The organism is Streptomyces roseolilacinus (assembly GCF_014649335.1).
Lineage (GTDB): Bacteria > Actinomycetota > Actinomycetes > Streptomycetales > Streptomycetaceae > Streptomyces > Streptomyces roseolilacinus.
The window spans coordinates 397,204-421,035 of record NZ_BMSV01000006.1 but is presented as its reverse complement, the minus strand read 5'-3'; the positions used below and the strand labels follow the sequence as shown (position 1 = coordinate 421,035).

General features: G+C 74.1%; 22 protein-coding genes. 12 read left to right on the top strand and 10 right to left on the bottom strand.

Annotated features, from left to right (window positions below):
- Positions 1-8: 8 nt before the first annotated feature.
- On the top strand, positions 9-2,633 hold the full coding sequence (locus IE106_RS17240) for an RICIN domain-containing protein (RefSeq protein WP_189534867.1): 2,625 nt from the start codon (positions 9-11) through the stop codon (positions 2,631-2,633).
- 484 nt (positions 2,634-3,117) lie between these two features.
- On the opposite strand, the gene IE106_RS17235 is transcribed toward IE106_RS17240, so the two are convergent.
- Together IE106_RS17235 and IE106_RS17230 are read right to left on the bottom strand one after the other, a co-directional pair.
- Positions 3,118-4,173 carry an SMI1/KNR4 family protein gene (locus tag IE106_RS17235; RefSeq protein ID WP_189534866.1) on the bottom strand — a complete coding sequence of 352 codons (1,056 nt, stop codon included), beginning with the start codon at positions 4,171-4,173 and terminating at the stop codon, positions 3,118-3,120.
- A 189-nt stretch (positions 4,174-4,362) separates the two neighbouring features.
- Positions 4,363-4,869 carry a MarR family winged helix-turn-helix transcriptional regulator gene (locus tag IE106_RS17230; protein WP_189534863.1) on the bottom strand — a complete coding sequence of 169 codons (507 nt, stop codon included), beginning with the start codon at positions 4,867-4,869 and terminating at the stop codon, positions 4,363-4,365.
- A 277-nt stretch (positions 4,870-5,146) separates the two neighbouring features.
- Between IE106_RS17230 and IE106_RS17225 the strand changes: the two genes are divergently transcribed.
- From IE106_RS17225 to IE106_RS17200, 6 genes are all read left to right on the top strand, one after another.
- A complete protein-coding gene (locus IE106_RS17225) occupies positions 5,147-5,698 on the top strand; it encodes a cupin domain-containing protein (RefSeq protein WP_189534862.1) in 552 nt (183 codons plus the stop codon).
- Positions 5,695-6,093 (top strand): VOC family protein, encoded by a 399-nt coding sequence (locus IE106_RS17220; RefSeq protein WP_189534860.1) that lies wholly within the window; start codon positions 5,695-5,697, stop codon positions 6,091-6,093. Before IE106_RS17225 ends, IE106_RS17220 begins: the two co-directional genes overlap by 4 nt.
- 426 nt (positions 6,094-6,519) lie before the next feature.
- Positions 6,520-6,723 (top strand): cold-shock protein, encoded by a 204-nt coding sequence (locus tag IE106_RS17215; protein WP_030224351.1) that lies wholly within the window; start codon positions 6,520-6,522, stop codon positions 6,721-6,723.
- Between the two features lie 330 nt (positions 6,724-7,053).
- On the top strand, positions 7,054-8,559 hold the full coding sequence (locus tag IE106_RS17210; protein WP_189534857.1) for a DEAD/DEAH box helicase: 1,506 nt from the start codon (positions 7,054-7,056) through the stop codon (positions 8,557-8,559).
- A gap of 48 nt (positions 8,560-8,607) precedes the next feature.
- A complete protein-coding gene (locus tag IE106_RS30410; protein ID WP_373295950.1) occupies positions 8,608-9,000 on the top strand; it encodes a CBS domain-containing protein in 393 nt (130 codons plus the stop codon).
- Between the two features lie 53 nt (positions 9,001-9,053).
- Positions 9,054-9,359 carry an SCO5918 family protein gene (locus IE106_RS17200; RefSeq protein WP_189534855.1) on the top strand — a complete coding sequence of 102 codons (306 nt, stop codon included), beginning with the start codon at positions 9,054-9,056 and terminating at the stop codon, positions 9,357-9,359.
- A gap of 135 nt (positions 9,360-9,494) precedes the next feature.
- Here the strand turns inward: IE106_RS17200 and IE106_RS17195 are convergent, their stop codons facing one another.
- Entirely contained in the window at positions 9,495-9,854 is a 360-nt protein-coding gene (locus tag IE106_RS17195) for a hypothetical protein (protein ID WP_189534853.1), read from the bottom strand.
- Between the two features lie 893 nt (positions 9,855-10,747).
- Between IE106_RS17195 and IE106_RS17190 the strand changes: the two genes are divergently transcribed.
- Positions 10,748-11,086: a MerR family transcriptional regulator gene (locus IE106_RS17190; protein WP_189534851.1), complete on the top strand. Its 339-nt coding sequence runs from the start codon at positions 10,748-10,750 to the stop codon at positions 11,084-11,086.
- A 137-nt stretch (positions 11,087-11,223) separates the two neighbouring features.
- On the opposite strand, the gene IE106_RS17185 is transcribed toward IE106_RS17190, so the two are convergent.
- The 3 genes from IE106_RS17185 to IE106_RS17175 form a co-directional block, all read right to left on the bottom strand.
- A complete protein-coding gene (locus IE106_RS17185) occupies positions 11,224-11,490 on the bottom strand; it encodes a hypothetical protein (protein ID WP_189534849.1) in 267 nt (88 codons plus the stop codon).
- Between the two features lie 100 nt (positions 11,491-11,590).
- Complete coding sequence (locus IE106_RS17180) at positions 11,591-12,892, bottom strand: type III PLP-dependent enzyme domain-containing protein (protein ID WP_189534847.1); 1,302 nt, start codon at positions 12,890-12,892, stop codon at positions 11,591-11,593.
- Positions 12,893-13,105: 213 nt separating this feature from the next.
- A complete protein-coding gene (locus IE106_RS17175; RefSeq protein WP_189534845.1) occupies positions 13,106-14,752 on the bottom strand; it encodes a PucR family transcriptional regulator in 1,647 nt (548 codons plus the stop codon).
- Between the two features lie 325 nt (positions 14,753-15,077).
- On the opposite strand from IE106_RS17175, the gene IE106_RS17170 reads away from it, so the two are divergent.
- Positions 15,078-16,514, top strand: a complete 1,437-nt coding sequence (locus IE106_RS17170; protein WP_229840511.1) for a serine/threonine-protein kinase — start codon at positions 15,078-15,080, stop codon at positions 16,512-16,514.
- Between the two features lie 179 nt (positions 16,515-16,693).
- Here IE106_RS17170 and IE106_RS17165 read toward each other — a convergent pair whose 3' ends face one another.
- Both IE106_RS17165 and IE106_RS17160 read right to left on the bottom strand, forming a co-directional pair.
- The gene (locus IE106_RS17165) at positions 16,694-17,941 is read right to left on the bottom strand and encodes an ATP-binding protein (protein ID WP_189534842.1); all 1,248 of its coding nucleotides are present in this window, start codon (positions 17,939-17,941) and stop codon (positions 16,694-16,696) included.
- Complete coding sequence (locus IE106_RS17160) at positions 17,938-19,497, bottom strand: ATP-binding protein (protein WP_189534840.1); 1,560 nt, start codon at positions 19,495-19,497, stop codon at positions 17,938-17,940. The genes IE106_RS17165 and IE106_RS17160 overlap by 4 nt, the downstream gene beginning before the upstream one ends.
- Before the next feature lie 226 nt (positions 19,498-19,723).
- Here IE106_RS17160 and IE106_RS17155 point away from each other — a divergent pair, with 226 nt between their 5' ends.
- Positions 19,724-21,073 (top strand): pectate lyase family protein, encoded by a 1,350-nt coding sequence (locus IE106_RS17155; RefSeq protein ID WP_444545529.1) that lies wholly within the window; start codon positions 19,724-19,726, stop codon positions 21,071-21,073.
- Between the two features lie 61 nt (positions 21,074-21,134).
- Here IE106_RS17155 and IE106_RS17150 read toward each other — a convergent pair whose 3' ends face one another.
- Positions 21,135-21,662: a winged helix-turn-helix domain-containing protein gene (locus IE106_RS17150; RefSeq protein ID WP_229840509.1), complete on the bottom strand. Its 528-nt coding sequence runs from the start codon at positions 21,660-21,662 to the stop codon at positions 21,135-21,137.
- Positions 21,663-22,009: 347 nt separating this feature from the next.
- The gene (locus IE106_RS30980) at positions 22,010-22,096 is read right to left on the bottom strand and encodes a putative leader peptide (protein WP_373295954.1); all 87 of its coding nucleotides are present in this window, start codon (positions 22,094-22,096) and stop codon (positions 22,010-22,012) included.
- Positions 22,097-22,199: 103 nt separating this feature from the next.
- Here IE106_RS30980 and IE106_RS17145 point away from each other — a divergent pair, with 103 nt between their 5' ends.
- Positions 22,200-22,655 (top strand): RrF2 family transcriptional regulator, encoded by a 456-nt coding sequence (locus tag IE106_RS17145; RefSeq protein ID WP_189534836.1) that lies wholly within the window; start codon positions 22,200-22,202, stop codon positions 22,653-22,655.
- 149 nt (positions 22,656-22,804) lie between these two features.
- Entirely contained in the window at positions 22,805-23,830 is a 1,026-nt protein-coding gene (locus IE106_RS30725; protein WP_189534834.1) for a sulfite exporter TauE/SafE family protein, read from the top strand.
- Positions 23,831-23,832: the final 2 nt, after the last annotated feature.

Here is a 23,832-nt window from a genome sequence, read left to right as displayed (position 1 = left end):
ACCTCCCCATGAAGAATCCAACGAACGGCGGGCGCCGCGGGCGTCACCGCCGTCGCTGGACGGCGACCGGACTGCTGCTCGGCGTGCCCGCCGCACTCGTGCCGTACCTCCTGTTCGCGCAGGACGACTCGCAGGCCGCGACGATCGACGGCAACGCCTACTACCGGCTGGTCTCCGTGCACAGCGGCAAGGCGCTGGACGTCGACGCCTTCTCCACCGCCGACGGCACCCGCATCCAGCAGTGGACCGACCGGAACACCGCCAACCAGCAGTGGAGGCTGCGCCCCACCGGGGACGGCCACCACGAGCTGGTGAACCGCAACAGCGGCAAGGTGCTGGGCATAGCCGGCGACTCGACCGCGCGGTCGGCGGCCGCCGAGCAGCAGACCGACGGCTCCTCCCGCTCCCAGGAGTGGCGGATCGACGAGGTGAGCGGCTCCGACGCCGTCACCCTCACCTCCCGCAGGAGCGGCCTGGTCCTGGACGTCTTCGGAGGTTCCACGGCCGACGGCGCGGCGGTCGTCCAGTACCCCGGCAAGGGCAGCACCAACCAGCAGTGGAGGCTGGTGCGGGCGGTCGGGCCCCAGGCCGCCGGGACCGGACCGTACGTGTGGAACAACGCCCAGGTGGTGGGCGGCGGTTACGTCACCGGTCTGGTGTTCAACCCGCGGGAGAAGGGCCTGCTGTACGCGCGCACCGACATGGGCGGCGCCTACCGCTGGGACGCCGCGGCCGAGCAGTGGATCCCGCTGACCGACTGGGTCGGCGAGAAGGACTGGAACCTGCTGGGCATCGACGCGCTGGCCACCGACCCCGTCGACCCGGGCCGGCTGTACCTCGCGGCGGGCACCTACACCAACGACTGGGCGGGCAACGGCGCGATCCTGCGCTCCCAGGACCGGGGCCGTACCTTCCAGCGCACCGACCTGCCGTTCAAGCTGGGCGGCAACGAGGACGGCCGCGGGGCGGGCGAACGGCTGGCGGTCGACCCCTCGGACAACGGCACCCTGCTGCTGGGTACCCGCAAGAACGGCCTGTGGCGCAGCACCGACCACGGCGCGACGTGGCGGCAGGTCTCCTCGTTCCCCGTCAAGGACGGGGCGGGCAGCGGCGCGGGCGTCTCCTTCGTGACGTACGGCCCGGCCGGCAGCGGGACGGTCTACGTCGGCGTCGCCGACCGGACCACCTCCCTGTACCGCTCCACCGACGGCGGCGGCACCTGGCGGGCCGTCCCCGGGCAGCCCACCGGTCAGCTGCCGCAGCACGGCGTGCTCTCCGGTGACGGCTCGCTGTACCTGACGTACACCAACGCCCTCGGGCCCAACGGTGTGACGGCGGGTTCGGTGTGGAAGCACACGCCGAAGAGCGGGGCGTGGAAGAACGTCTCCCCGTCCCAGGGGAACCACGGGTTCTCCGGCCTGGCCGTCGACCCGCGCAAGCCCTCCACGGTGATGGTCACCACCCTCGGCCGCTGGTGGCCGGAGGACGAGGTGTACCGGACCACCGACGGCGGCACGACCTGGAAGGCACTGGCCGGGAAATCGGTGCGGGACGCCTCCGCCGCTCCTTACGTCGGTACCGGCACCGGGCACTGGATGACCGCCCTGGCCATCGATCCCTTCGACTCCGGACACGTGCTGTACGGCACGGGCAGCGGCATCCTGCGCAGCGAGGACGCCGACGCCACCGACAGCGGCGGCACCAGCCACTGGGCCGTCGGAGCGCGGGGCCTCGAGGAGACCGCGCTGCTGGACGCGATCGCCCCGCCCGGTGGCGCGCAGGTCGTCACCGCCATGGGCGACCTGGGCGGATTCCGCCACGACTCCCTGACCAAGGTGCCCGCCGGGCGGCTGGCGAACCCGATGATGACCAACAGCACCGACATCGATTTCGCCCAGTCCCGCCCCACGGTGATGGTCCGCGTCGGCCGGGGCGGCGCGCAGGACGGCGCCTACTCCACCGACGGCGGCAGCAGCTGGCACGGCTTCACGGCGGAGCCGGTGAGCAGTGCCGAAAGCGGCCGTGTCGCCCTCGCGGCGGACGGCTCCACCATCGTCTGGACCCAGGCCGGCCAGGTCCCGTACCGCTCGACCGACAAGGGGGCGAGCTGGTCGAGGGTCGGCGGCCTGGGCACCGACGCCGTGGTCGTCGCCGACCGTTCCTCGGCCGGGACGTTCTACTCGCTGGCCGGCGGCACGCTCCACGCCAGCACCGACGGCGGGGCGACCTTCACCGCCCGCGCCACCGGCCTGCCCGCGGGCCGGCTCACGGCCGTCCCCGGTGTCGCCGGGGACCTGTGGATCGCCGGCGGTGCCAAGGGGCTGCTGCACTCCACCGACGGCGGCCGCACCTTCACCACGCTCTCCACGGTGCGGTCCGCCTCCGCCCTCGGCTTCGGCAAGGCCGCACCGGGCGCCTCCTACCAGGCCCTGTACCTGATCGGTACCGTCAAGGACGTCACCGGCGTCTTCCGCTCCACCGACAAGGGCGCCACCTGGTTCCGCGTCAACGACGACGCCCACCAGTGGGGCAGCATCGGAGGCGTCGGCGTCGTCACCGGCGATCCCGACACCTTCGGCCGCGTGTACGTCGGCACCAACGGACGCGGCCTCCAGTACGGCGACCCGTCCTGACCCCGGCGCCGTGGCGGGGCCGCGGGCACGAAACGGCCTGCGGTCCCGCCGTGGCCGGGGGACCCGCTCGGGCGTGCCGCGGTTCGCCGCGGGAGGACAGCGTCTCCACGAACCAGGTCCTGGCCGGTGGCCGGGGCCTGGTTCGTCGTCCGGACTCTCGACGCCGTGCCGAGCGTCCCGTGCCAGATCCGTGCCAGGAGGCCCTCGGACCCCTGGTCGAAAAGTCGCGGAGGGCCGGGGAGAGGGGACGCGGAAGCAGCCTTGGAGGTGGACGAGGCCGTTCGTGAGCCGGGCTCGGGACTCGCGCCGACCGGCGAGGGCGACCGCAGGCGCCCCCCGGTGGCCGGTGCCGGCTTCGTCGACCTCCGGGAACAGCGTTCGGCGACCGGCTCCGGAAGCGGTCGGTGATCACCTGGCTCACCGATCTCGACGAGGGCCGACGGCACTGCCGTGTCCACGGACGGGGGACGCCCGCCGCCCGTCGTCAGAGCGGCCGGCCGTCGAGGGGGCCGCCGGATCCGGGCCGGAACGTCGCGCCGAGGTCGTACCGCGCGATCCCGAACGGCCGGAACCCGGCGTCGGCGAGGACGCGGTAGAGGAACTCGGAGGTGGACATGTCGTACCGGTGCCACGGGTCGCCGTCATGGGACCGCGCGAGGACGGGGTGGTGGCCCGGCCGCCCGGCGTCGATCAGCCAGCAGTACTCGTCGGCCCACTCGGTGGAGCCCCACGCGACCACCCCCTTGCCGCCCGGTGCGTAGACCTCGTAGGGGTCGACGGCGGAGACGCTTCCGAGCCCGCTGTCCCGTTCGACCGACAGGGCGGCCCGCCACTGGGTCAGGAAGTCGAACGAGACGCCCTCGTCGCGCCCCAGGAAGAAGACGGAATCGCTGAAGACGCCGCCGCCGAACGCCTCGTAGAGCTCCTTGTAGTCCGCCGGCAGCGGCGCCCCCAGCTCTCCCTCGATCGCCGCCCAGTCGACGCGGATCCCGAGCGGCTCCCACCCGGTCAGTTCGATCACTCGCTGAACCCACGTACGACCGTCCTCGGGCAGTTCGCTCCCCCCTTCCCCTTCGATCTCCGCCCAGGGCCGTGCGGCGTCCCGCGCGTCCCCGCCCGTGGCGCGGAGAAGGGGGTCCGCCCGGGAAGCCCCTTCCGGCGGCGCGTCCGGCGAGGGCGCGGCCCGCTCCGCCACGAGCACCACCAGTTGTTCGCCGTCCCCGGCACGGACCACACCGCAGCCGATCCACCGGCCGCCGGACGCCCATCCGCGCATCTCGACCAGTTCCCCGGCGAAAGGAGCGAGGAGCGGCAGCCCGGTCCGCTCGGTCACCGTCGGATCGGCGAAGCCGCCCATGGCGAGGTTGCGCAGCTGCCCGTACCGACGGCTGAACTCCTTGAGGAGGGTGGAGAGGCCGACCGTTCCGGAGACGGCCAGGCACACGTGCCCCGCCGGGTGCCCGGACCGACCGCACGCCGACTCCCGCCCGCCCGGCCGGACCAGGGAGGCGACGGCTTCGAGCAGTTCCTGTTCGTCCATGGCCGGAGAGTGAAACACACGCCGCGGACAACGAGCCGGGACTGCGACCCGACTGACCTCCCCTGTCCCGCGAGAGGGCGCCGCCTTCGTGGTCCGGCGGCCCGGGGGGCTGTTCCGTCCGCGTTCCCCTTCGGGGCGCGGGGTCCCGCCGTCTGCGGAACCGCCGCCGGGTGGAGGCGGGGAGGGGCCTCACTCGAGGGTGGTGTCCCCGAGGGTCTCCAGCACCTGCCGGAGGCCCTGGGCGGTCTGCGCGACCAGGTCGCGGTCCACGCCGGCGAGCAGCCGCGCGTAGTTCGCCAGGTGGTCGGCGAAGGCGGCTCGGGTGACCTCGTGCCCGTGTTCGGTGAGGCGGATCCTGACGGTGCGCCGGTCGTCGTCGTCCCGTACCCGCTCGACCAGGCCCTTGGCCTCCATCCTGTCGATGCGGTTGGTGATCGCGCCGGAGGTCACCATGGACGCCTTGAGGAAGGCCCCGGCCGTGAGGGCGTAGGGCGGTCCGGAGCGCTGCAGCGTGGTGAGCACGTCGAACTCGCCGTGCTCCACTCCGTGCGCGGCGGCCGCGGCCTTGGCGGACCGGTCGGCCACCCGGGCCAACCGCTGGACCCGCGCGAGGAGTTCCACCGGCCAGAGGTCCTCCACCACGTCGGGGCGCTCCTCGGCCCACTGGCCGATGATCGCGTCCACGGCATCGCTCATCGCCGTACTCCTCTCCAGGGACACCTTCTCAACGTTGAGATACTTGACGTTGAGGGAGTCGAGCTGCTTTTATCTCAACGTTGAGATTATCAAGGCTGAAGAACGAGAGCACGTCGTCGTCCACGCCCGATGCCCACGCTCGTCGCGGCTCGCCGCGACGAGGCCGCCCCACCTCTCCGCCGAAGCCGCCGAGCCCTCCGTACCGACCACCCCGGTCTCCCGCGCGACACCGGTGACGCCCTGCACGACGACCACCCACCCTCCCAGGAGCCTGGCCATGAACAAGGAAACGCCCACCACGTCCACGTCCACGTCCACGTCCACGTCCACGTCCACGTCCGCGACGCCGCCGGCGAGGGTGCTGACCCGTCACGCGGATGCCGAGACCTGCGCCGACCCGAGCAGCGCGATGACCCTCCTGGCCGACTCGGACGGCACGGCGGGCGGCGTCACGAGCTACCGGTCCACGTTCGCCGAGGGCGCGGCGGGGGCACCGGCCCACTTCCACACCCGGGCGACGGAACTGTTCTTCGTGATCAGCGGAGCCCTGCAGGTCCTGGTGGACGAGGAGGTCACCGTCCTGGAGGAGGGCGACTTCCTCGCGGTGCCGCCGCACACCCCGCACGCCTTCGCGGCCGCCCCGGGCCGTGAGGCGGACGTCCTCTTCGTCTTCACCCCCGGCATGGGCCGGTTCGACTACCTGCGCCTCCTCGGCCGGGTGATGCGCGGCGAGGCGGACCCGAAGGAGATCGCCGAGTCCTCGGAGCGCTTCGACAACCACTACGTCGACAGCCCCGTCTGGCGCGCCGCCCTGGAGCGTTCCGCGTGATCGACCCCGCGGCCCCGGTCCGGGTGGCCCGGCCCTCGCGGGACCTCGCCGCCGCGGAACGCTTCTACCGGGACGGCCTGGGCCTGGCCGTCCTGTGGCGGACCACCGAGCGCGTGCCGGGCGAGCACGACCTGCTGATGCTCGGTCCCGCCGGCGGCGCCTGGCACTTCGAGCTGACGCACGACCCGGACCGTCCCCTGGAGCCGACCCCGACGGTGGACGACCTGTTCGTGGTCTACCTCGGCAAGCCGGTGGACGCGGCCCTGGTCGACCGCCTCACGGCGGCCGGCGGTACCCGGGTCCGGGCGCACAACCCCTACTGGGACGAGCACGGGGTGACGATCGCCGACCCGGACGGCTACCGCCTCGTGCTGTGCTCCCGCACCTGGGCGTGAACCCGTCCACGGCCCCTTCGGCACCCCCGAGCGGCCGGCGTCCCCCCCCTGGTCAGCGACTCGCCGGCGTACGCCCTCCCGGTGTGCCGGGCCAGGGGGGCGGCGGGCGGCGCGGACACGCCCTTCCCGAAACATCGCGCACCGGTGAATCGATATCTGCCTCCGCGAGGAGAGTTTTTAACTCACCGCACGGTGAGGGTTTTCAGCGCAACGACGGAGAGTGAATATCCTCCGCACACAGGACGCCGCGGCGTGCTACTGTCGATGTCAGTTGCAGTTGTGGTTCCCAAAATCCAAGTGCCTCCGGTCGGCTTCGCGCCGCCGGGAGCGTTTTTGCATTTCCGGTCATTTTCCGGACGGGGCAATCATCACGGCGACACGGCGTCCGCGCAGTGCGGATCCGATGTACCCCGAAGGAGATATGACATGGCTACTGGCACCGTGAAGTGGTTCAACGCGGAAAAGGGCTTCGGCTTCATCGAGCAGGACGGTGGCGGCGCCGACGTGTTCGCCCACTACTCGAACATCGCCGCCCAGGGCTTCCGCGAGCTGCAGGAGGGTCAGAAGGTGAGCTTCGACATCGCGCAGGGCCAGAAGGGCCCGACGGCCGAGAACATCGTTCCCGCCTGACGCTGACGCGTACCACGTAGCTGGGGCCCGCATCCTTCGGGGTGCGGGCCCCAGCTGCACGCATTTCCCGCAGCGGTCCCCCTGCGGAGGATTTCGGGGGATCCGCGCCCCCCAGCGCGCGCGGACATCCCCCAGGGCTGCCGAACCGCAGCCTTCACCCCCGGGTTTCATACCCGTATCACGCCACCCGTTTCAGCGCCTGCGGCGACACGAATTCCCTGCCGGCCTGATTCGCTCCCGCGTTCCGTCCGGCCCGTTCTCGCGATTCTCCGTGCTGCTCTTCCGCCGTGGGAATTCCTTGATATGTGCCGCATCGAGGAAGGTTCCCCCGTGAACCGCTCACGCACGAACGACCACTCCCGCACGAACGACCGCTCCCGCAACGGCGGTACCGGCTCCGGCCGGGCCGGCACCCGCTCCGCCTCGCCCGTCTCCGGCCGGGCCGGCGGCCGTGGCCGCCCGAGTGGCCCCGGCCGCCGGCCAGGCGCGGCACGGGGCGAGTTCGCCCTTCCCGAGACGATCACCCCCGCACTGCCCGCCGTCGAGGCGTTCACCGACCTCGACATGCCCGAGCAGTTGCTCGCCGCGCTCCGGACCGAGGGCGTGACCGTGCCGTTCCCGATCCAGGGCGCGACCCTGCCGAACAGCCTCGCGGGTCGCGACGTCCTGGGCCGCGGCCGCACCGGCTCCGGCAAGACCCTCGCCTTCGGGCTGGCGCTGCTGGCCCGCACCGCCGGCCGGCGCGCCGAGCCCCGGCAGCCGCTCGCCCTGGTCCTCGTGCCCACCCGCGAGCTGGCGCAGCAGGTGACCGACGCGCTCACCCCGTACGCCCGGCCGCTGAGGCTGCGGCTGGCCACGGTCGTGGGCGGCATGCCGATCGGCAGGCAGGCGTCCGCGCTGCGCAACGGCACCGAGGTCGTCGTCGCGACCCCGGGCCGGCTCAAGGACCTCATCGACCGCGGCGACTGCCGACTGGACCAGGTGGACGTCACCGTCCTGGACGAGGCCGACCAGATGACGGACATGGGTTTCCTGCCGCAGGTCTCCGCGCTGCTCGACCAGGTGCGCCCCGGGGGGCAGCGGATGCTGTTCTCCGCCACCCTGGACCGCAACGTCGACCTGCTGGTCCGCCGGTACCTGACCGACCCCGTCGTCCACTCCGTGGACCCCTCGGCCGGCGCGGTCACCACGATGGAGCACCACGTGCTGCACGTCCACGGCGCCGACAAGCACGCCACCACGACGGAGATCGCCGCCCGCGACGGGCGCGTGATCATGTTCCTGGACACCAAGCACGCCGTCGACCGGCTCACCCGGAACCTGCTGGACAGCGGGGTACGGGCCGCCGCGCTGCACGGCGGCAAGTCGCAGCCGCAGCGCACCCGTACGCTGGCGCAGTTCAAGACCGGGCACGTCACCGTGCTGGTCGCCACGAACGTGGCCGCCCGCGGCATCCACGTCGACGACCTCGACCTCGTCGTCAACGTCGACCCGCCGACCGACCACAAGGACTACCTGCACCGCGGCGGCCGCACGGCCCGTGCGGGCGAGTCGGGCAGCGTCGTCACCCTCGTCACCCCCAACCAGCGGGGCGGCATGGCGCGCCTCATGTCGGACGCGGGCATCCGCCCGCGGGTCACCGAAGTCCGCTCCGGCCAGGCCGAGTTGCACCGCATCACCGGCGCGCAGGCTCCTTCCGGCATCCCGGTCGTCATCACGGCGCCCGTGACCGAGCGTCCCGGGCGCGACGCCGCCTCCCGCACCCGGCGCCGCCGCTCCCCGCAGGCGTCGCACCGCGCCACCCAGCGGCGGTCCTCCTCCGGCGCGGCCGCCTAGGACTCCGTGCGCAGGCCGACGCCCACCCATCCCCCGCAGGAGGCACTCGTGACACCGGTTCTGACCCAGCCCCACCCCCCGCGCACCACCTCACCGGACAAGATGGTCGCCGAGGCCGGGCCGCAGGTCTGGGACGGCATGACCGTCGAGGTGGCCCTGTCCGTCATGGCCGGCGCCCGCTCCGGGCACCTGCTCCTCTGCGACGAGGACGGCCAGTGCGTCAGCCTGGTCACCCGGGCCCAGCTGACCGCCGTCCGCGACAGCCCCTCGTACACGGACCGGATCCGCCTGCGCGACGTCCTCGGCGGCCACGGGCCGTCCGCCCCACCCGTGGCCGCGGCGGCCGGGTCCGAGCACGCGGCACGCCACGACCGTGCGCGGACGCCGTACGCGGCCGGCGGGAGGGACCGCGCCCCGGGCGCCGCGCGCCTCCCCCGCTGAACCACCCCGCTCTTTTTCCCCCGGATCCTCCCCCCTTCTCCCTGTGAGGTCCCATGCGCTGCGTCATCGCCCGCTTCCCGTTCCACCTGACGAAGAACGGCGTGCTGGAAACGATGAAGGGCGTCAGGCCGGAACCGGTCACCGGGCAGTCCGTGACCATCGGACGCCGCCGGTACCCCGTCAAACAGGTGGGCGCGGTCATCACCGGTCAGGACCGCCGCGACTTCAGCGCCGGCGAGGTCGTCCGGGCCATGGCCCTCCTCGGTTTCGCCTGCCGGCCGGGAACCCCGGCCGCGCCCACGCACGCCGACCCCGTCCGGCGGGCGTCCGCCCTGCTCGGCACCCCCGCACCGGCCTGACCGGCGGGCGGGCGCGCACCGCGTCCGAACAGCAGTGAGGGCCCGACCGGCACGTTCCGGTCGGGCCCTCCCCATGTCGTCCGCCCCGCCGCCTCCGCGGCGGCGGCTCAGAGGCGGCGGCTCAGAGGCGCCGGCTCAGTGGTCGGAATAGCTGAAGTCGCCCACCGTCCAGGCGCTGACGTCCTCGATCGACACGCGGTACATCCCGCCCGTCTCGGGGATCCCCACGGTGCCCTGCAGGATCCGGGCGACGTGGAAGTGCAGATGGGTCGGCGGGCCGTCCTTCGGCGCCGGCGTGTCGAAGACGCCGGCGAACTCGCCCAGGCGGGAGGAGTCCGCCAGGACCTCCGACACGCGCTGCCGCCACACCGCCTCGGGGGCCAGCCGACCAGTGATGACGGCTCCACCCGTGACCACGCTCAGGGACATCTGATTGCTCTGTCCGGACTCGACCCTGGCGGCGATGTCGACGAGCAACTCATCAGGTTTGGACATGAGCGCCGATTCTATTCGCCTCCCTCCGCCGGTCGTCCGGTCGGCCCGGGCGGCGGTGCCGCCGACCCGGGGGGAGCGCCGCCGCCGTCGCCGTACCGGCCGGCGCACACGGCGCCCGCGAGCCGCTCCGCCACCGTCCGGCCCGTCGGACGGGTCGGCCGTACGCGCCCGCCCCCGCCTGCGCCATGCGCCGCCCGCACCCGATCATCCGGTCACCGCACACGAAAATCTGTCGTGGCCACACTAGACATTCGATTGCGGTGTGGTTATGGTTTCTGTCGTAGCCGAGATCGAGCAAGGCCCGGCAGAGACGAACTGCCGGGCCGCAGGACAGCAGGACGGTGCGGTGGTGGAGTCCCGAAGCCACGGTTGTCGCAGGACGGCGACGGGGCTGACGACCGGACCGGGTGGCCCGCGGTGATCAGGGGCCGCCATGAGCGGTACACGCAGATGCAGTCGGCAGTACCAGCAGTGAGGTAGTCAGTGGTTCCCCGGTGAAGGCGTCGGACTGCGGGCGCGCGCACCGGGGGTCGGCAGCGGGATCCCAGCCGGACGGACGCAGGACAGCGACGGGAGCGGCCGCCGGTGGAGTGGCGCTCGTCCAGGCCACGGCCACTGCACGGCAAGTGAGTTGATCCAGAGGAAGAACGGAGGATTCGAGCGCCATCAGGATCGCCCGGGCGGAAGCCTTGCCCCCGGGTACCGCAGGACATCGATAGGTAGGTGGTCTCCGGTCACGCATCCGCGATCCCCGCACCCCCGACCCCGTAGCGGGCGGCCGTGCGGACACAAGAGGCCGGCACAGCACTGAGGCCGGCAGATGGTGCAGTTCCTTCGGGGCCCTGGTGCCGTACGGTACCAGGGCCCCTCGACGCGTCCCCCAGAGAGGTGAGATGACAGCAGACGATTCGATCGGCCGTCTCGAAGACGACGACTACCCCGCCTACACGATGGGGCGGGCGGCCGAGATACTCGGCACCACCCCCGGCTTCCTCCGCGCCATCGGCGAGGCACGGCTGATCACGCCCCTCCGCTCCGAGGGCGGCCACCGGCGCTACTCCCGGTACCAGCTGCGCGTCGCGGCCCGCGCCCGGGAACTCGTCGACCAGGGCACCCCCATCGAGGCCGCCTGCCGCATCATCATCCTCGAAGACCAACTCGAGGAAGCCCAGCGGATCAACGCCGAGTACCGCCGCACAGCGGCCGGACCGCGTCCGTCGACCACGGTCTGAGACGCCCTGCCCGCCGGACCCGGCGGGCACCGCACCCACCCGGCCCGGAACCCCGCCGGCCCCCCCACCGATCCTCGCCGGACCGCCCCGGACCCCCGGGGCGCGGCGGGACGGGCCCGTGCGGGGCCCGCCTGCCGTCAGCGGGCCTGCGCCCACACCACCAGCAGGCCCACCACGGCCGTGCCCGCCCCGTAGCAGAGCCCGCGCAGGAACTGGTCGGCCGCGATCCGCCGACGCCGTGAGACCCAGTGCGCGCAGCCGCGCGCCAGCCGGCCGCAGCGCGCCCCGGCGGCCGACAGCCGTCGCCCGGCCCCGGCGGACAACCGGCGCCCGACGGCCGCCCGACGGTCCGGGACCGTCGTCTTCTCCCTGGGGCACCCCGAGCGGGCGCGCCGTACATCCATGGCGGTTGCACCTGCTTCCTTCGCGTGGTGGACGTCTCCGGGGCCCCGGCCGGGGCCCCGGTGGGGTCGTGCGGGGTGGGGGGTGCCGGGCGGGCGGGGGTCATCCCCCGGCGCGGGCCGGGACCGGGTGCTCCTTCTGGGCGGGGCGCAGGAGGCGGAAGGTGACCGCGCCGTCGGCGTCGACGCGGGCGCCGTGCACGGCCGGTTCGGGCAGGCTGTTGTAGTGGAAGGGGGTGGAGAAGTAGTAGGCGCCGGTGTCCGGGACGACGACGATGTCGCCGGCGTCGAGGAGCGGCAGCGGGTGCTCGCGCGCCAGCAGGTCGCCGGCGAAGCAGCACGGGCCCGCGACGTCCTGCGGCACGGGCCGGCCGTGCTTGGCGTGCCCGCGGGGGTCGTGGGCCTCGATCCGCAGCGGCCACGCCTCGGGGGCGAACACGGTCCGCGCGGCGACCTGCGCGCCGGCGTGGGTGATCGCGATCGGACGGCCGCCGACGGTCTTGGTGTACTCGACGTACGCGGCGGTGAACCCGTTCTTGGCCATCACGGAGCGCCCGAACTCGGTGACGATCTCGTACGCGCCGGAGAACAGGGCCGGCGCGTGCTCCCGCAGGCGGTCCACGTACGCGCCGAAGCCGGGGGTCGTCTCGTCGCTGCCGAAGTTGACCGGGAGCCCCCCGCCGATGTCGATGCCGGTCACCTGCCGGCGGCCGAGGCGCTCGTTGACCTCCTCGGCGAACTCCACCGCCTTCGCGACGCCCCGGGCGATCAGGTCCAGGGGGCAGCCCTGCGAACCGACGTGGGTGTGCACCCAGGTGAGCCAGGGGCGCTCCCGGTACGCCTGGACCAGCCGCTGCCGGTTGCCCTCGTCCTCCAGGGGGACGCCGAACTTGGACGTCGCGGTGGCCGTGCTCATCGCGCCGATCGAGCCGGCGCCGACCTGGGGGTTGACGCGCACGCCGATCCGCGAGTCGGAGCGGCGGGTCGCCAGGATCTCGTCCAGCCGCGAGAGCTCCTGGAAGCCGTCCGCGTTCACGGTGACCCCCAGGGACAGGGCGCGGGCCAGTTCCGCCCGGGTCTTGGCCGGGGAGTCGAACACGATCCGCGCGGGCTCGAAGCCCGCCTCCAGCGCCTGGGCGAGTTCGCCGGCACTGGCGACCTCGCAGCCCATGCCGGCCAGGCGCAGCTCCTCCAGGACGGGGACCAGGCAGTTCGCCTTGGCCGCGAACGCGTGCAGGACCCGCAGCGATTCGGGGAACGCCTCCCGCAGGGACGTGACGGTCTCGTCGACGCCGTCGAGGTCGACGAACCCCGCCAGCAGGGCCGTCTCGGGGTCCATGAGCCCCTGGTGTACGGCCGCCCGCAGGATCCGCTCACGCCGTTCGGCCTTGCCGGAAACACTCATCGTGCACCTTCCCTGAGCCGTGGTCCTCGATCGCCCGCGGACGTCGCGGGCGGACCACCAGACTCCCCCCGGGACGGTGCGGGTGTCTTCGTCGGGATCCCCCGTGTCGGGCCGCGCGCTTCTCACCGGAGGGCGAACCCGGGGCCGCGGCGGCGGCGCCCTCGTACCGGGGCACGAAGACGCCGCCGCCTCTTCGTGGCGGCGCCCGAACGCTCACGCGCCGGGGCCGCCGCGGTCCAGCAGGCGCAGTTGCAGGTGGGCGAGCAGCCGGGCGTCGGGGCTGCGCAGGTCGATGCCGGACACCTCGCGGAGCCGGTTGAGCCGGTACCTGAGGCTGTTCGCGTGCACGCCCAGCGCCCGGGCGGTGGCCGGCACGTCGCCGAAGTGGTCGAGGTAGGCCCGCAGGGTCTTCACCATGACGCCCCCGCTCTGCCCGGCGTCGAACGCCACCAGGCGGGCCACCGGGGTGTCCGGTGCCGGGGCCGGCCCCGGCAGCGCCTCCATGACCTGGTCGAGGGCGACCGCCTCGGCCACCTCGCTCGCGAACGCGACGGCGCGGTCCTCCTGCGCCAGGAGGGCGCGCAGCGCCAGGTCGGCCGACCGGCGGGACCCGGGCAGGTCCGCCAGGCCCTCGACCACCGTGCCCAGGCCGATCCTCGCCCCCGGCCCGAACGCGTCGGCCACCTGCCGGACCAGCGCCCTCCCCAGCTCCGCGACCTGTTCGACGGCCCGCCGCCCGTCCCGGTGCAGGGCGCCCAGCAGGACGAGGGCCCCCCGGTCGACCGGCAGCACCACCGACGTGAGGCCGTACGTGCCGCAGCGCACCGCCAGCAGGCCGCGCAGCTTCCCGGCCCCGTCGCCGCTCCAGGAGGCCCCGGGCCGCACCGCCAGGACCGCGCAGTGGCCGTGCGCCGGGATCCCGGCGCGTTCGGCCAGTACGTCGGCGGACCCCCGCCCGTCGAGCAGCGCACGGGCCGCGTCCTCGACGAGCCGGGCGTGCGTCCGGTGCGACCGGTGGTGGACCAGGTGGGCGGCGGCCACCCGCGCCGCCGACCGCAGCACGTCGGACGCGTGCGGCGCGAGGGGGGCGCCCGCGGCCGCCACCCAGATCGACCCCAGGACCTCCCCGCCCGCCCGGACGGCCACCACCAGGCGTTCGGGGTTCTCCCCGTGCGCGGGCCGGTGGACGACGTCCCCCGTCCCCCACAGCATCCGGAAGAACCCGTCCTCCCGCATCGCGGAGACGCGCCACTCCGGCACCTTGCGGCCGAGGATCGTCAGCAGGCGCACCTCGTCCACGTCCCCCTCCGTGGACGAGTACGCCAGGACCCGGGACTCCACGTCCTCGATCGTCACCGCCCCGCCGACCAGCGCCGCCACCGCGTCGGCCAGTCCGTTCAGGTCGCCCAGCGCCACGGCCGCCACGGCCGGGTCGGCGCGGGCCCCGGACAGGACCAGTCCCGCCCGCAGCGCGCCGACCAGCTCCGTCCAGCCGAACCACGCGGTCCGCAGGAGCAGCGCGGTACCGGCGCTCTCGGCGGCCGCCCGCAGCGCGTCGGGGAGCCGGTCCGACCCGCCCCGGCCGAACACCACCGCGACCGCCCCCGCCGCCGCGGCGCCGCGCACGACGTCGACGGCGGCGGCCGACTCCGGGTCGACGCCCACCGCCAGCAGCACCTGCCCCGGTGGCGGCCCCGGTTCGAGCGGGTCCAGCACCGTCACCCCCTCGACGACGGCCCCCGGGCCGCGCGGGGCCACGCACAGCTCCAGCGCGCCGGCGCCCATCACCGACAGCAGCCCCTCCAGGGTCGGTTCCGGCGGGTCGGCGTGTCCCCGTCCGGGTGGTCCGCTCAGCGCCATCCGGTCCCCCTCACCTCAGCGCGTCGTGTGACGGGGAGTGTAGGAGCCATCACGGCGGGGGCGCGAGACCCGTGGGCGACGGGCCGTCAGGCGGCCGCCCGGCGGCGCCGCGTGGCCGCACGGGGCGGGGGCGCCCCCTGCCGGCCCGGCCGCGCGGCGCCCGTCCGCACGCCGCGGCGCCGCGGAAGTGGGCGGCGGCGCACCGCGGTTCCGTCCGCCCGCACCCACGGCCGCTAGGCTGGGCGGGCCGCAGTGCGCCCCCACCGTCCGTCCGGCGTGCACGGGCGCCCCGGAGCCGCGGCGGTCACGTCGTTCGCTGGTGAGGATGAACACACAGGTGCTGATAGCGGAGCGTTATCGACTGCGCGAACCCATCGGGCGCGGGGCGATGGGCGAGGTCTGGCGGGCGTACGACGAGACCCTGGCCAGGCCGGTCGCGATCAAGCTCCTGCTGACCCAGGAGTCGGACCCGACCGCCGTCCAGCGCTTCCGCCTGGAGGCGCGTACCGCCGGGCGCCTCAACCACCCCCACGTGGTCTCCGTCCTCGACTTCGGGGAGCACGACGGCCGCCTGTTCCTGGTGATGGAACTGGTCGAGGGCGGCAGCCTCGCCCGCCTCCTCAAGGAACGCGGCCCCCTGCCGGCCGAGGAGGCGGCGGGCATCACCGCGCAGGCGGCGGCCGGGCTGGCCGCCGCCCACCAACAGGGCGTGGTCCACCGGGACATCAAGCCCGCGAACCTCCTCCTCGACGCCGACGGGAGCCTCAAGATCGGGGACTTCGGCATCGCCCGCTTCCTCGACGACCCGTCGGCGGCGCTCACCGGCACCGGCCAGATCGTCGGCACGGGCCTGTACCTGGCTCCCGAGCGCGCCCTGGGGAAGCCCGCCGCCCCCGCCTCGGACGTGTACGCGCTGGGCTGCGTGCTGTACCAACTCGTCACCGGCCGGCCGCCGTTCCAGGCGGACTCGTCCATCGCCATCCTCCACCAGCACCTCGACGCGGCCGTCGAGCCGCCCAGCCGCCTCGGCTTCGCGGTGCCCTCCGGCTTCGAGGAGTACCTCCTGCGGCTCCTGGCCAAGCGCCCCGAGGAGCGCCCCACCGCGCACCAGGTCGCCGGCTGGTTCGCGGGCGGCTCGTGGCGGCGCAGCGCGGCACCGCTGCCCTCGGCGGTGCCGCTCCACCCGGCCCAGGCGCCGCTGCCCTCGGCGGTGCCGCCCCCTCCGGCCCGGAGGTCCCCGGCGGCCGGCCCGGTGCCTCCGACCGCCGGGCTCCCGCCGGTCGGGGGCCCGACCGCCGGACTCCCGCCGGTCGGACGCCCACCCGTCGGAGGCCCGACCACCGGACTCCCGTCCGCCGGGCGTCCGCCCGTCGGACGCCCGCGTGCTCGCGTCGCCCCGTCCTCCGGGGCGGCGGACCGGAAGCTCAGCCGGCGCGGGGGGCTCGTCGTGGCCGTCACGGGGTCCGTGGTCTTCCTGGCGGCGATGCTGGCGGGGCTGGCGCTGTTCTCCCCCGACGACGACCTCACCGCGCCCACCGGCCCGGGGTCCGGCGCCACGGTTCCCGCGGCCACCCCCCTCGGGCGGACGGCGCCCTCCTCCCCCGCGGTGGCACCGGACGGCTCCCGGCAGACGCCGCCCCCGCCCACCGCGTCGGCCACCGCGGACCCGCAGGAGGTCCCGCGGGAGGAGCGGAGGCAGGAGGACGAGGGGGGCAAGTCCGGGAAGGACCGGGAGAAGCACAAGGAGAAGGACGACGACTGAGGGCCCCGCGGACCCGGCGGAACTCCCGGGAGCCGGCCGGCGGCCTCCCCGCGGCGCCCCTCCCCGGGCGGCCCGGACGCGGGGCGCCCCTCGGGCGGCCCCGGACCGCCCACCGCTTCCCGGGAGCCCTCCGCGGGCGCCCCGCCGGACGGGGCGGTGCCCGGCGGCCGGCCGCCGCGTCACGGGGTCCCGGCCCTGCCCCAGGCCTCGAGTATCAGTTTGCGGTCCAGCAGCGGGGCGCGGACGGCCACCGCGGATCCGGGTGGGTCCTGGCACAGGACGACCCGCCCGGTCGGCATCACCACGCCGCCCCGCAGGTCCCCGAGGAAGATCAGTTGCCGGTCGTGGAGCCTCCTGCGGTCCCCCCGGTGCATGAGCCGGATCGTGCAGTCGAGCGCGGCGAACGCGGCGACGGTGGCCGCGTCGAGCCGGTCGGCCTGGTCCGCCGCGATCAGCAGGCGGATCCGCGTGCCGCAGGACGCGCGGACGTCCTGGACGAACCGCAGCAGCTCGGGGGTGTCGGAGGTGAGGTACCGGTCCACCCACACCACTTCCGGGACCCCCGAGAGGAGTTCGCAGAACGTGGCGACGGACTTCTCCCACCGGTCGGGCCAGGTGGGGGCCCGGCCCTCCAGGGCCGTGCGGGCGGCGTCCGCGCGCAGCGCCCGCACCACGTCGTAGCGCCCCTCGCCCACCGGGAACACCAGGGGGGCCAGGGCCTCGGTGGCGGAGTCGTCCTCGGGTAAGGCGGCGGGCCCGTCGCGTACCACCTGCGTCATCCACCGGACCGCCTCCCACGGCACGTCGTCGATCCAGTGGGCGGCGAGCGCCGCGGCCGTCTCGTGCACCTGGTGGAGCACGGGGCGCCCCATGACCACGGCCGTCTTCGCCAGGAGGGCGGCGTTGCCCCCCACGGCCTCGACGACGCCCCGCGCCCCCGCGCAGCGGACGGCCTCGAAGTCCTCCTCGGCCGCGGTCGGCAGCGGGACGCCGCGCGCCCGGGCCACCAGCGGGGAGCCGCTGCTGACCAGGTGCATGCTGCGCGCCCAGCGCCCCGTGAACAGGGCGCCGACGTCCAGGGCGTGCTCCCCGTCGACCAGCAGGCGCAGCAGCTGCCGCTGCAGCATGACCCCCCGGGTCCGCCGCAGGGCGTGCGGGTAGTCGTCGAAGAGGAGGTGGGCCGTGCCGTGCTTGTCGAGCGCCGCCCGCACGCGCGCCCGGAAGTCCTCGCTGCGCTCGTCCTGGTCCTGCTCGGTGTAGCTGCGTCCCAGGGTCGTCACGCTGGTGTCGCCGAGTTCCCTGGCCACCGAGTGGAGCAGCGTGGTCTTGCCGGAGCCCGGCACGCCCCGCACGACGACGATCTCCCCGTCGATCAGGTGCTCGCAGACGGTCTGGACCCAACGCCGCTGCGCCGGCAGCAGCCTCATCTCAGCACCAGGGCCCGCATGGCGTGGATCCGCGGGGCCCAGTCGTCGTCGGTGATGCCGTACGAGACCAGGTGCGCGGCCATGTCGGGCTCGCTGCGCGCCCACTCCCTGGCCTCCGTGCGCTCGTCCGGGTCCTCGGACCAGAGCAGGGGCAGCATGGCCGCCTCGTCCCCGAACCACTCGGTGAACGACTCGAGGACGTCCCCGACCTCCGAGCGGGGCGAGTTGGGCCCCTGGATCCGTGCCGCCTCCTCCAGCGCCGCGAGGGGGACGTGCCAGGGGATCTCCTGGCCCGGGCGCTTGCGGGCCGCCGCCGAGCAGGCCTTGCGCGTGAGCAGCGGATGGCCGCCGAACTCGCGGAAGAGGAAGTCGATCGTGTCCGCGTCCCGGTAGCGCAGCCCCATCCGCTTGCCGAGGCTGCGCACCATCTCCTGCATCTCGTCCCGGCTCATGGGGGAGAGGAACACCAGCCGGGCGAACTTGTAGAGGAGGTTGTCGCGGCCGTCGAGGAGGGGCCGTTCGAAGATGGCGGGGTCCACTCCGGCGCAGATGATGCCGATGCCCTCCTTGCCCTCGGCCTCCCGGCTCTGGATCACCCCGCGGAGCTGGATGAGGGAGTTGAAGACCGCGGTGGCCTCCTCCGCGCCGACGTGGGAACGACCGGGCCAGGCCTGGTCGATCTCGTCGATGAACAGCTCCAGTCGTCCGGGCAGCACGTCGAGCAGGGCGTGGAGGTCGCGGATCCAGTAGGTGCTGACCGGGACGGCCGGGTTCGGGTCGCCGCTGCGGGTGAGCGTCATCAGGCGGGGCACCGGGCGCCCGTGCTTCCGCACGATCCCGTGGCACTTCTCCAGCAGGGCGAGCTGGAACTGCTCGGCGGTCTGCCCGCTGATGTCGACGCGGACCGCGTGCTTGCCGAGGCGGGTCCTGTGCTGCTCGACGAAGTTGAGCAGCGACGTCTTGCCCGCCTTGCGGAGCCCGAAGATCCCGACGGGCTGGCCGCGGTCCAGGGCGAAGTCCAGCGTCGCCACCTCGGCCCGCCGTCCGTAGAAGGCCGCGGGCTCGGTGACGGGGAGCGTCAGGTCGTAGTGGTCGTGGGTGATCATGATCTCCGCGATGCGCTCGCGGAGGCCCACGGGCGGTCCGCTGATCAGCTCGTCGGAGTTGACGGTGAGGATGGCGAGTTGGCCGCGCCGGCGCCGGACGAGGTCGGCCGCCGCGGGGTCGGGGGTGAGCAGGATGGCGAAGTCCGGGTCGAGCCGGGCCTCGCGTTCGAGCAGCCGCTCCGCGATCGTGTTGAGCGTGCGCGGTTCGACGCGTTCGTACGACGCCGACAGGCACAGGACCTCGAGGTGCAGGTCGAAGGTCTCCCGGACGTGGCGGGGCAGGGTGATGTAGATCCACCAGCGCCGGCCGTCCCGGGGGTCCTCGACGAACCGGTTGGGCTCCGCGTCGATCTCGCGCAGGAGTTTGTTGAACTCGCGTCCCCCGGTCACCCGGCGTTCGAACTTCGCCTTGTGTTCCGCCAGGACCTGCTGGTTGTGGGTACCGGCCACGTGCGCCTCTCCCCCGGAGACTTTTCCCGCATGCTAGTACGCGGCGCGGGGGCCGCACCGGGGTTCGGGGGAACGCGCGGGCCCCCCGGTTCCGAGCGGTCCGGCACCGGCGGGACGCCGGTGGGGGCGCGGTGGCGTGCGGGCGGCAACCTTTCGGGGGGCGGCGGCCACCCAGGGGTGGACGCCCCGACGGACGGGGTGTCCCCGAACCCGTAAGGACTCATCTGTGGCATCCCCCACCCATCGCCGGTCGTCGCGCCGGCGGCGTACGGCGATGATCTCCGCGGCGGCCGTGGTGGCCGCCGGTCTCGGCGCCGTCCCGTTCGTGACGAGCGCGAGCGCGGCCGTCGACCTGGCGCACCAGACGCTGCCCGCCGACGACGGCTGGGCGGCCTCCGGTTCCGGTACGACCGGTGGCTCGAAGGCCGACGCGGCGCACGTGTACACGGTCACCAACCGCGCCGAACTGGCGAAGGCCCTCGGCTCCGTCTCCGACACGACACCGAGGATCATCCGCGTCAAGGGCCTGATCGACGCGAACGGCGGCAGCGGCTGCGAGGACTACGCGGCCGGGACCGGCTACTCGCTGTCCGCGTACCTGAAGGCGTACGACCCGGCCGTGTGGGGCCGGTCGAAGAAGCCGTCCGGCACGCAGGAGAACGCGCGGAAGGCCGCGGCGGCCAAGCAGGCGAAGAACGTCGTGTTCCGCGTCCCGTCGAACACCACCCTCGTCGGCGTGCCCGGCACCGGCGCCGGGATCAGGGGCGGCAGCGTGGCGGTGCAGAACGTGGACAACGTCATCATCCGCAACCTCGCCTTCAGCGCCACCGAGGACTGCTTCCCCCAGTGGGACCCGACGGACGGCTCGCAGGGCGAGTGGAACTCGGCGTACGACTCCGTCACCCTGCGCGGCGCGACGCACGTGTGGGCCGACCACAACACGTTCACGGACGCCCCGCTGTACGACAGCTCCCTCAAGACGTACTTCGGGCGGAAGTACCAGGTGCACGACGGGGCCCTCGACATCACCAACGGGTCCGACCTGGTGACCGTCGAGCGGAACCTCTTCACCAGCCACGACAAGACGATGCTGATCGGCAGCAGCGACACCGACAGCGTCGGCAGGCTGCGGGTCACCCTCCACCACAACGTGTGGAAGGGCATCACGCAGCGGGCGCCGCTGGCCCGCCTCGGCCAGATCCACCTCTACAACAACCACTACGACACGACGAAGGTCAACGGCTACGCGCACAGCTACAGCGTCAACGCGCGCGCCAAGGCCCAGATCGTCGCCGAGCACAACGTCTGGACCCTGTCGTCCGACCGCAAGGTGTCGCAGCTGCTGAGCGGTGACGGCACGGGCGCCGTCGCCGGTCGGGGGAACGTCGTGAACGGGGCGGTGACGGACGTCGTCGCCGCCTACAACGCCGCCTCCTCGAAGAAGCTGAAGACGTCCGTCAACTGGACGCCGAAGCTGACGGCCGGGCTCCAGACCTCGGCGGCCGGCCTGCCGGACGAGCTGGCCGGGACGGTCGGCGCGGGCGTGCTGACCGAGCAGGGCACCGTGAAGCGGTAGTCCCCGTCCGGGGGCCGGCCGCCCGTCGGCGCCGGCCCCCGTTCCGGTGCGTCCCCGGCGGTCACGGCACGTACTTGTAGCCCACCCGGCGCACGGTGACGATCCGGTCCCGGTACGGCGCGCCGAGCTTGCGGCGCAGCCTCGCCACGTGGACGTCGACGGTGCGGCCGTCGCCGATGTGCCCGTAGCCCCAGATCCGCGCCATGAGGGCCTCGCGCGAGTGGACCGTCCTCGGGTGCGTCACCAGGTGGGCGAGGAGGCCGAACTCCAGGTACGTCAGGTCGAGTTCGCTCCCGTCCACCTCGACGACGCGGCGGTCGTGGTCGATCCGGACGCCGTCGTCCCCCACCGGCGGGGGCGGGGGTGGCACGGGGGCGGGCGCCGGGGGCGTGCGGGGGGCGAGGGGATGGATCTCGGGGCGCACGCCGCGGGCCGTCAGCAGTTCCACGGGGTCGACGCCGTCCGGCAGGAACACCAGGTAGCCGACGTGCGGCCGGGCCGGGCGGTCACCCACCAGGCGGAGGCGCGGGCCGTCGGGCGCGGGGGCGGCGGCGGGGAGTGCGGGGGGTGAGGGGAGTGCGGTGGTCACGGTGACTCCTTCGGAGGGGCGCGGACGGGCGCGGACGGGTGGTCGCGGGCGGGTGGTCGCCGCCGGTCGCGGGTGAGTTGTCGCGGCTGGCCGGGTGCGGCCGCGGGTGGGTCGGCGGGGCGTGGGCGTGGGCGTGCGTACGGGCCGCCGGGGACGGCGGGCGCGGGAAGGGCGCGTGGTCCCGGACGGTCGGACGGCCGTACGGGCGGGCACGCGTACGCGGGCGGCAGGCGGCGGGAGCCTTCAGCGGCCGGGCCGTGGGCGGCCGGCGGTGCCGTGCGGTGCCCGTGGGCGCCGGGCCGGGCGGCGGGAGCCGGTTCCCGGCGGGCGGCGGCGCCGCGAAAGCCCTACGCGCAGCGGCAGATGGCGCTGGCCACGCGACGGAGGTCGACGTGCCTGCGGCGTACGAGCGGCTGCTGCGTCAGGGACGACATGGCGACCATCCTGCGCCCGCCGCGCCCCGCCGTCAATACTTCCCTACCGAATACATAGGAAATCTCGTCGGGCGCCCCGGGCCCCGTACGGGATAATGGCCCCATGCGGATCTCGGCCAGGGCGGACTATGCGGTACGGGCGGCACTGATGCTCGCCGCCAAGCAGGACGGACCGCTGAAGGCCGAGGCCATCGCGGAGGCGCAGGACATCCCGCACAAGTTCCTCGAGGGCATCCTGAACGACATGCGGCGCGGCGGCCTCGTCGCCAGCCAGCGCGGGGTGCGCGGCGGTTACCGGCTGGCCCGGCCGGCACGGGACATCAGCGTCGCGGACGTGGTGCGCGCGGTGGACGGCCCGCTGGTCTCCGTACGCGGCGTCCGGCCGCCCGAACTGGCCTACAGCGGACCGGCCGAGTCGCTGCTCCCCCTGTGGATCGCCCTGCGCGCGAACGTGCGGCGGATCCTGGAGGGGGTGTCGCTGGCGGACGTGGCGTCGGGTCACCTGCCGGACTTCGTGGGGGCCTTGGCCGAGGACCCGGCCGCCTGGTCCAATCCCTGAGACGCGAAGACACCACCACTGACCTGCGGTTTCTCGTAGGGCGAGACAAAAACGTCCAACCCTTGGGCACCCGCTTGCCGAAGCGGTCGACGCGCACCCACCATCCCTACCAACCCGATGGGGAAACTAGGGATTCGTGAGGTGTGACCGTGAAGACGCTGATCCTGCTGGCACTCGCCGGGCTCGGCGCCCAACTCGTCGACGGGAGCCTCGGCATGGCCTACGGCGTCACCTCCACCACCCTGCTGCTGGCGTTCGGGACGAACCCGGCGGCCGCCTCCGCGACCGTGCACCTCGCGGAGATCGGCACGACGCTCGCGTCCGGCGTGGCGCACTGGCGGTTCGGGAACGTCGACTGGCGGGTCGTCGTCAGGATCGGCGTCCCGGGAGCGGTGGGCGCGTTCGCCGGGGCGACGTTCCTGTCCAGCCTGTCGACGGACGTCGCGAAGCCCGTGATGGCGCTGATCCTGCTGGGTCTCGGCGCGTACGTGCTGGGCCGCTTCACCTTCCTCGGCCTGCCCTCCGGCAACCTGGGCAAGCCGCTGCGCAAGCGGTTCCTGTCGCCGCTCGGCGTCGTCGCCGGGTTCCTGGACGCGACCGGTGGCGGCGGCTGGGGGCCGGTCGGCACCCCGGCGATCCTGGCCAGCGGACGGCTGGAGCCGCGGAAGGTCATCGGGTCGATCGACACGAGCGAGTTCCTGGTCGCGGTCGCCGCGAGCCTCGGGTTCCTGCTGGGCCTCGGCTCCGAGGGCGTCGACTCCACGTGGGCGGCCGCGCTGCTGATCGGCGGGCTCGTCGCCGCGCCCATCGCCGCCTGGCTGGTACGGCACGTGCCGCCGCGCATCCTGGGCTCGGCGGTCGGCGGTCTCATCGTTCTGACCAACATCCGGACACTGCTGCGCAGCGACTGGGTGGGCGCGGGCGACGCCGCCCAGTGGACGGTCTACGGGATCGTCTACGTGGTGTGGGCGGCCGCGCTGGCCCACTCGTTCCGGGAGCACCGCCGCAACGTGGCCGCCGCGTCGGCCGCCCACCCGGCGCCGGAGGGCCCGGCGCCGGCGGACGGAGCCGCGCGGGCCGGGACCCCGGTGCCCGTACCGGCCGGTGAGACGCGCGCGGACGCCGGGTCCCGCTCGCCCGAGGACCGTTCGCCGGACGCGGCCACGACCGTCTGATC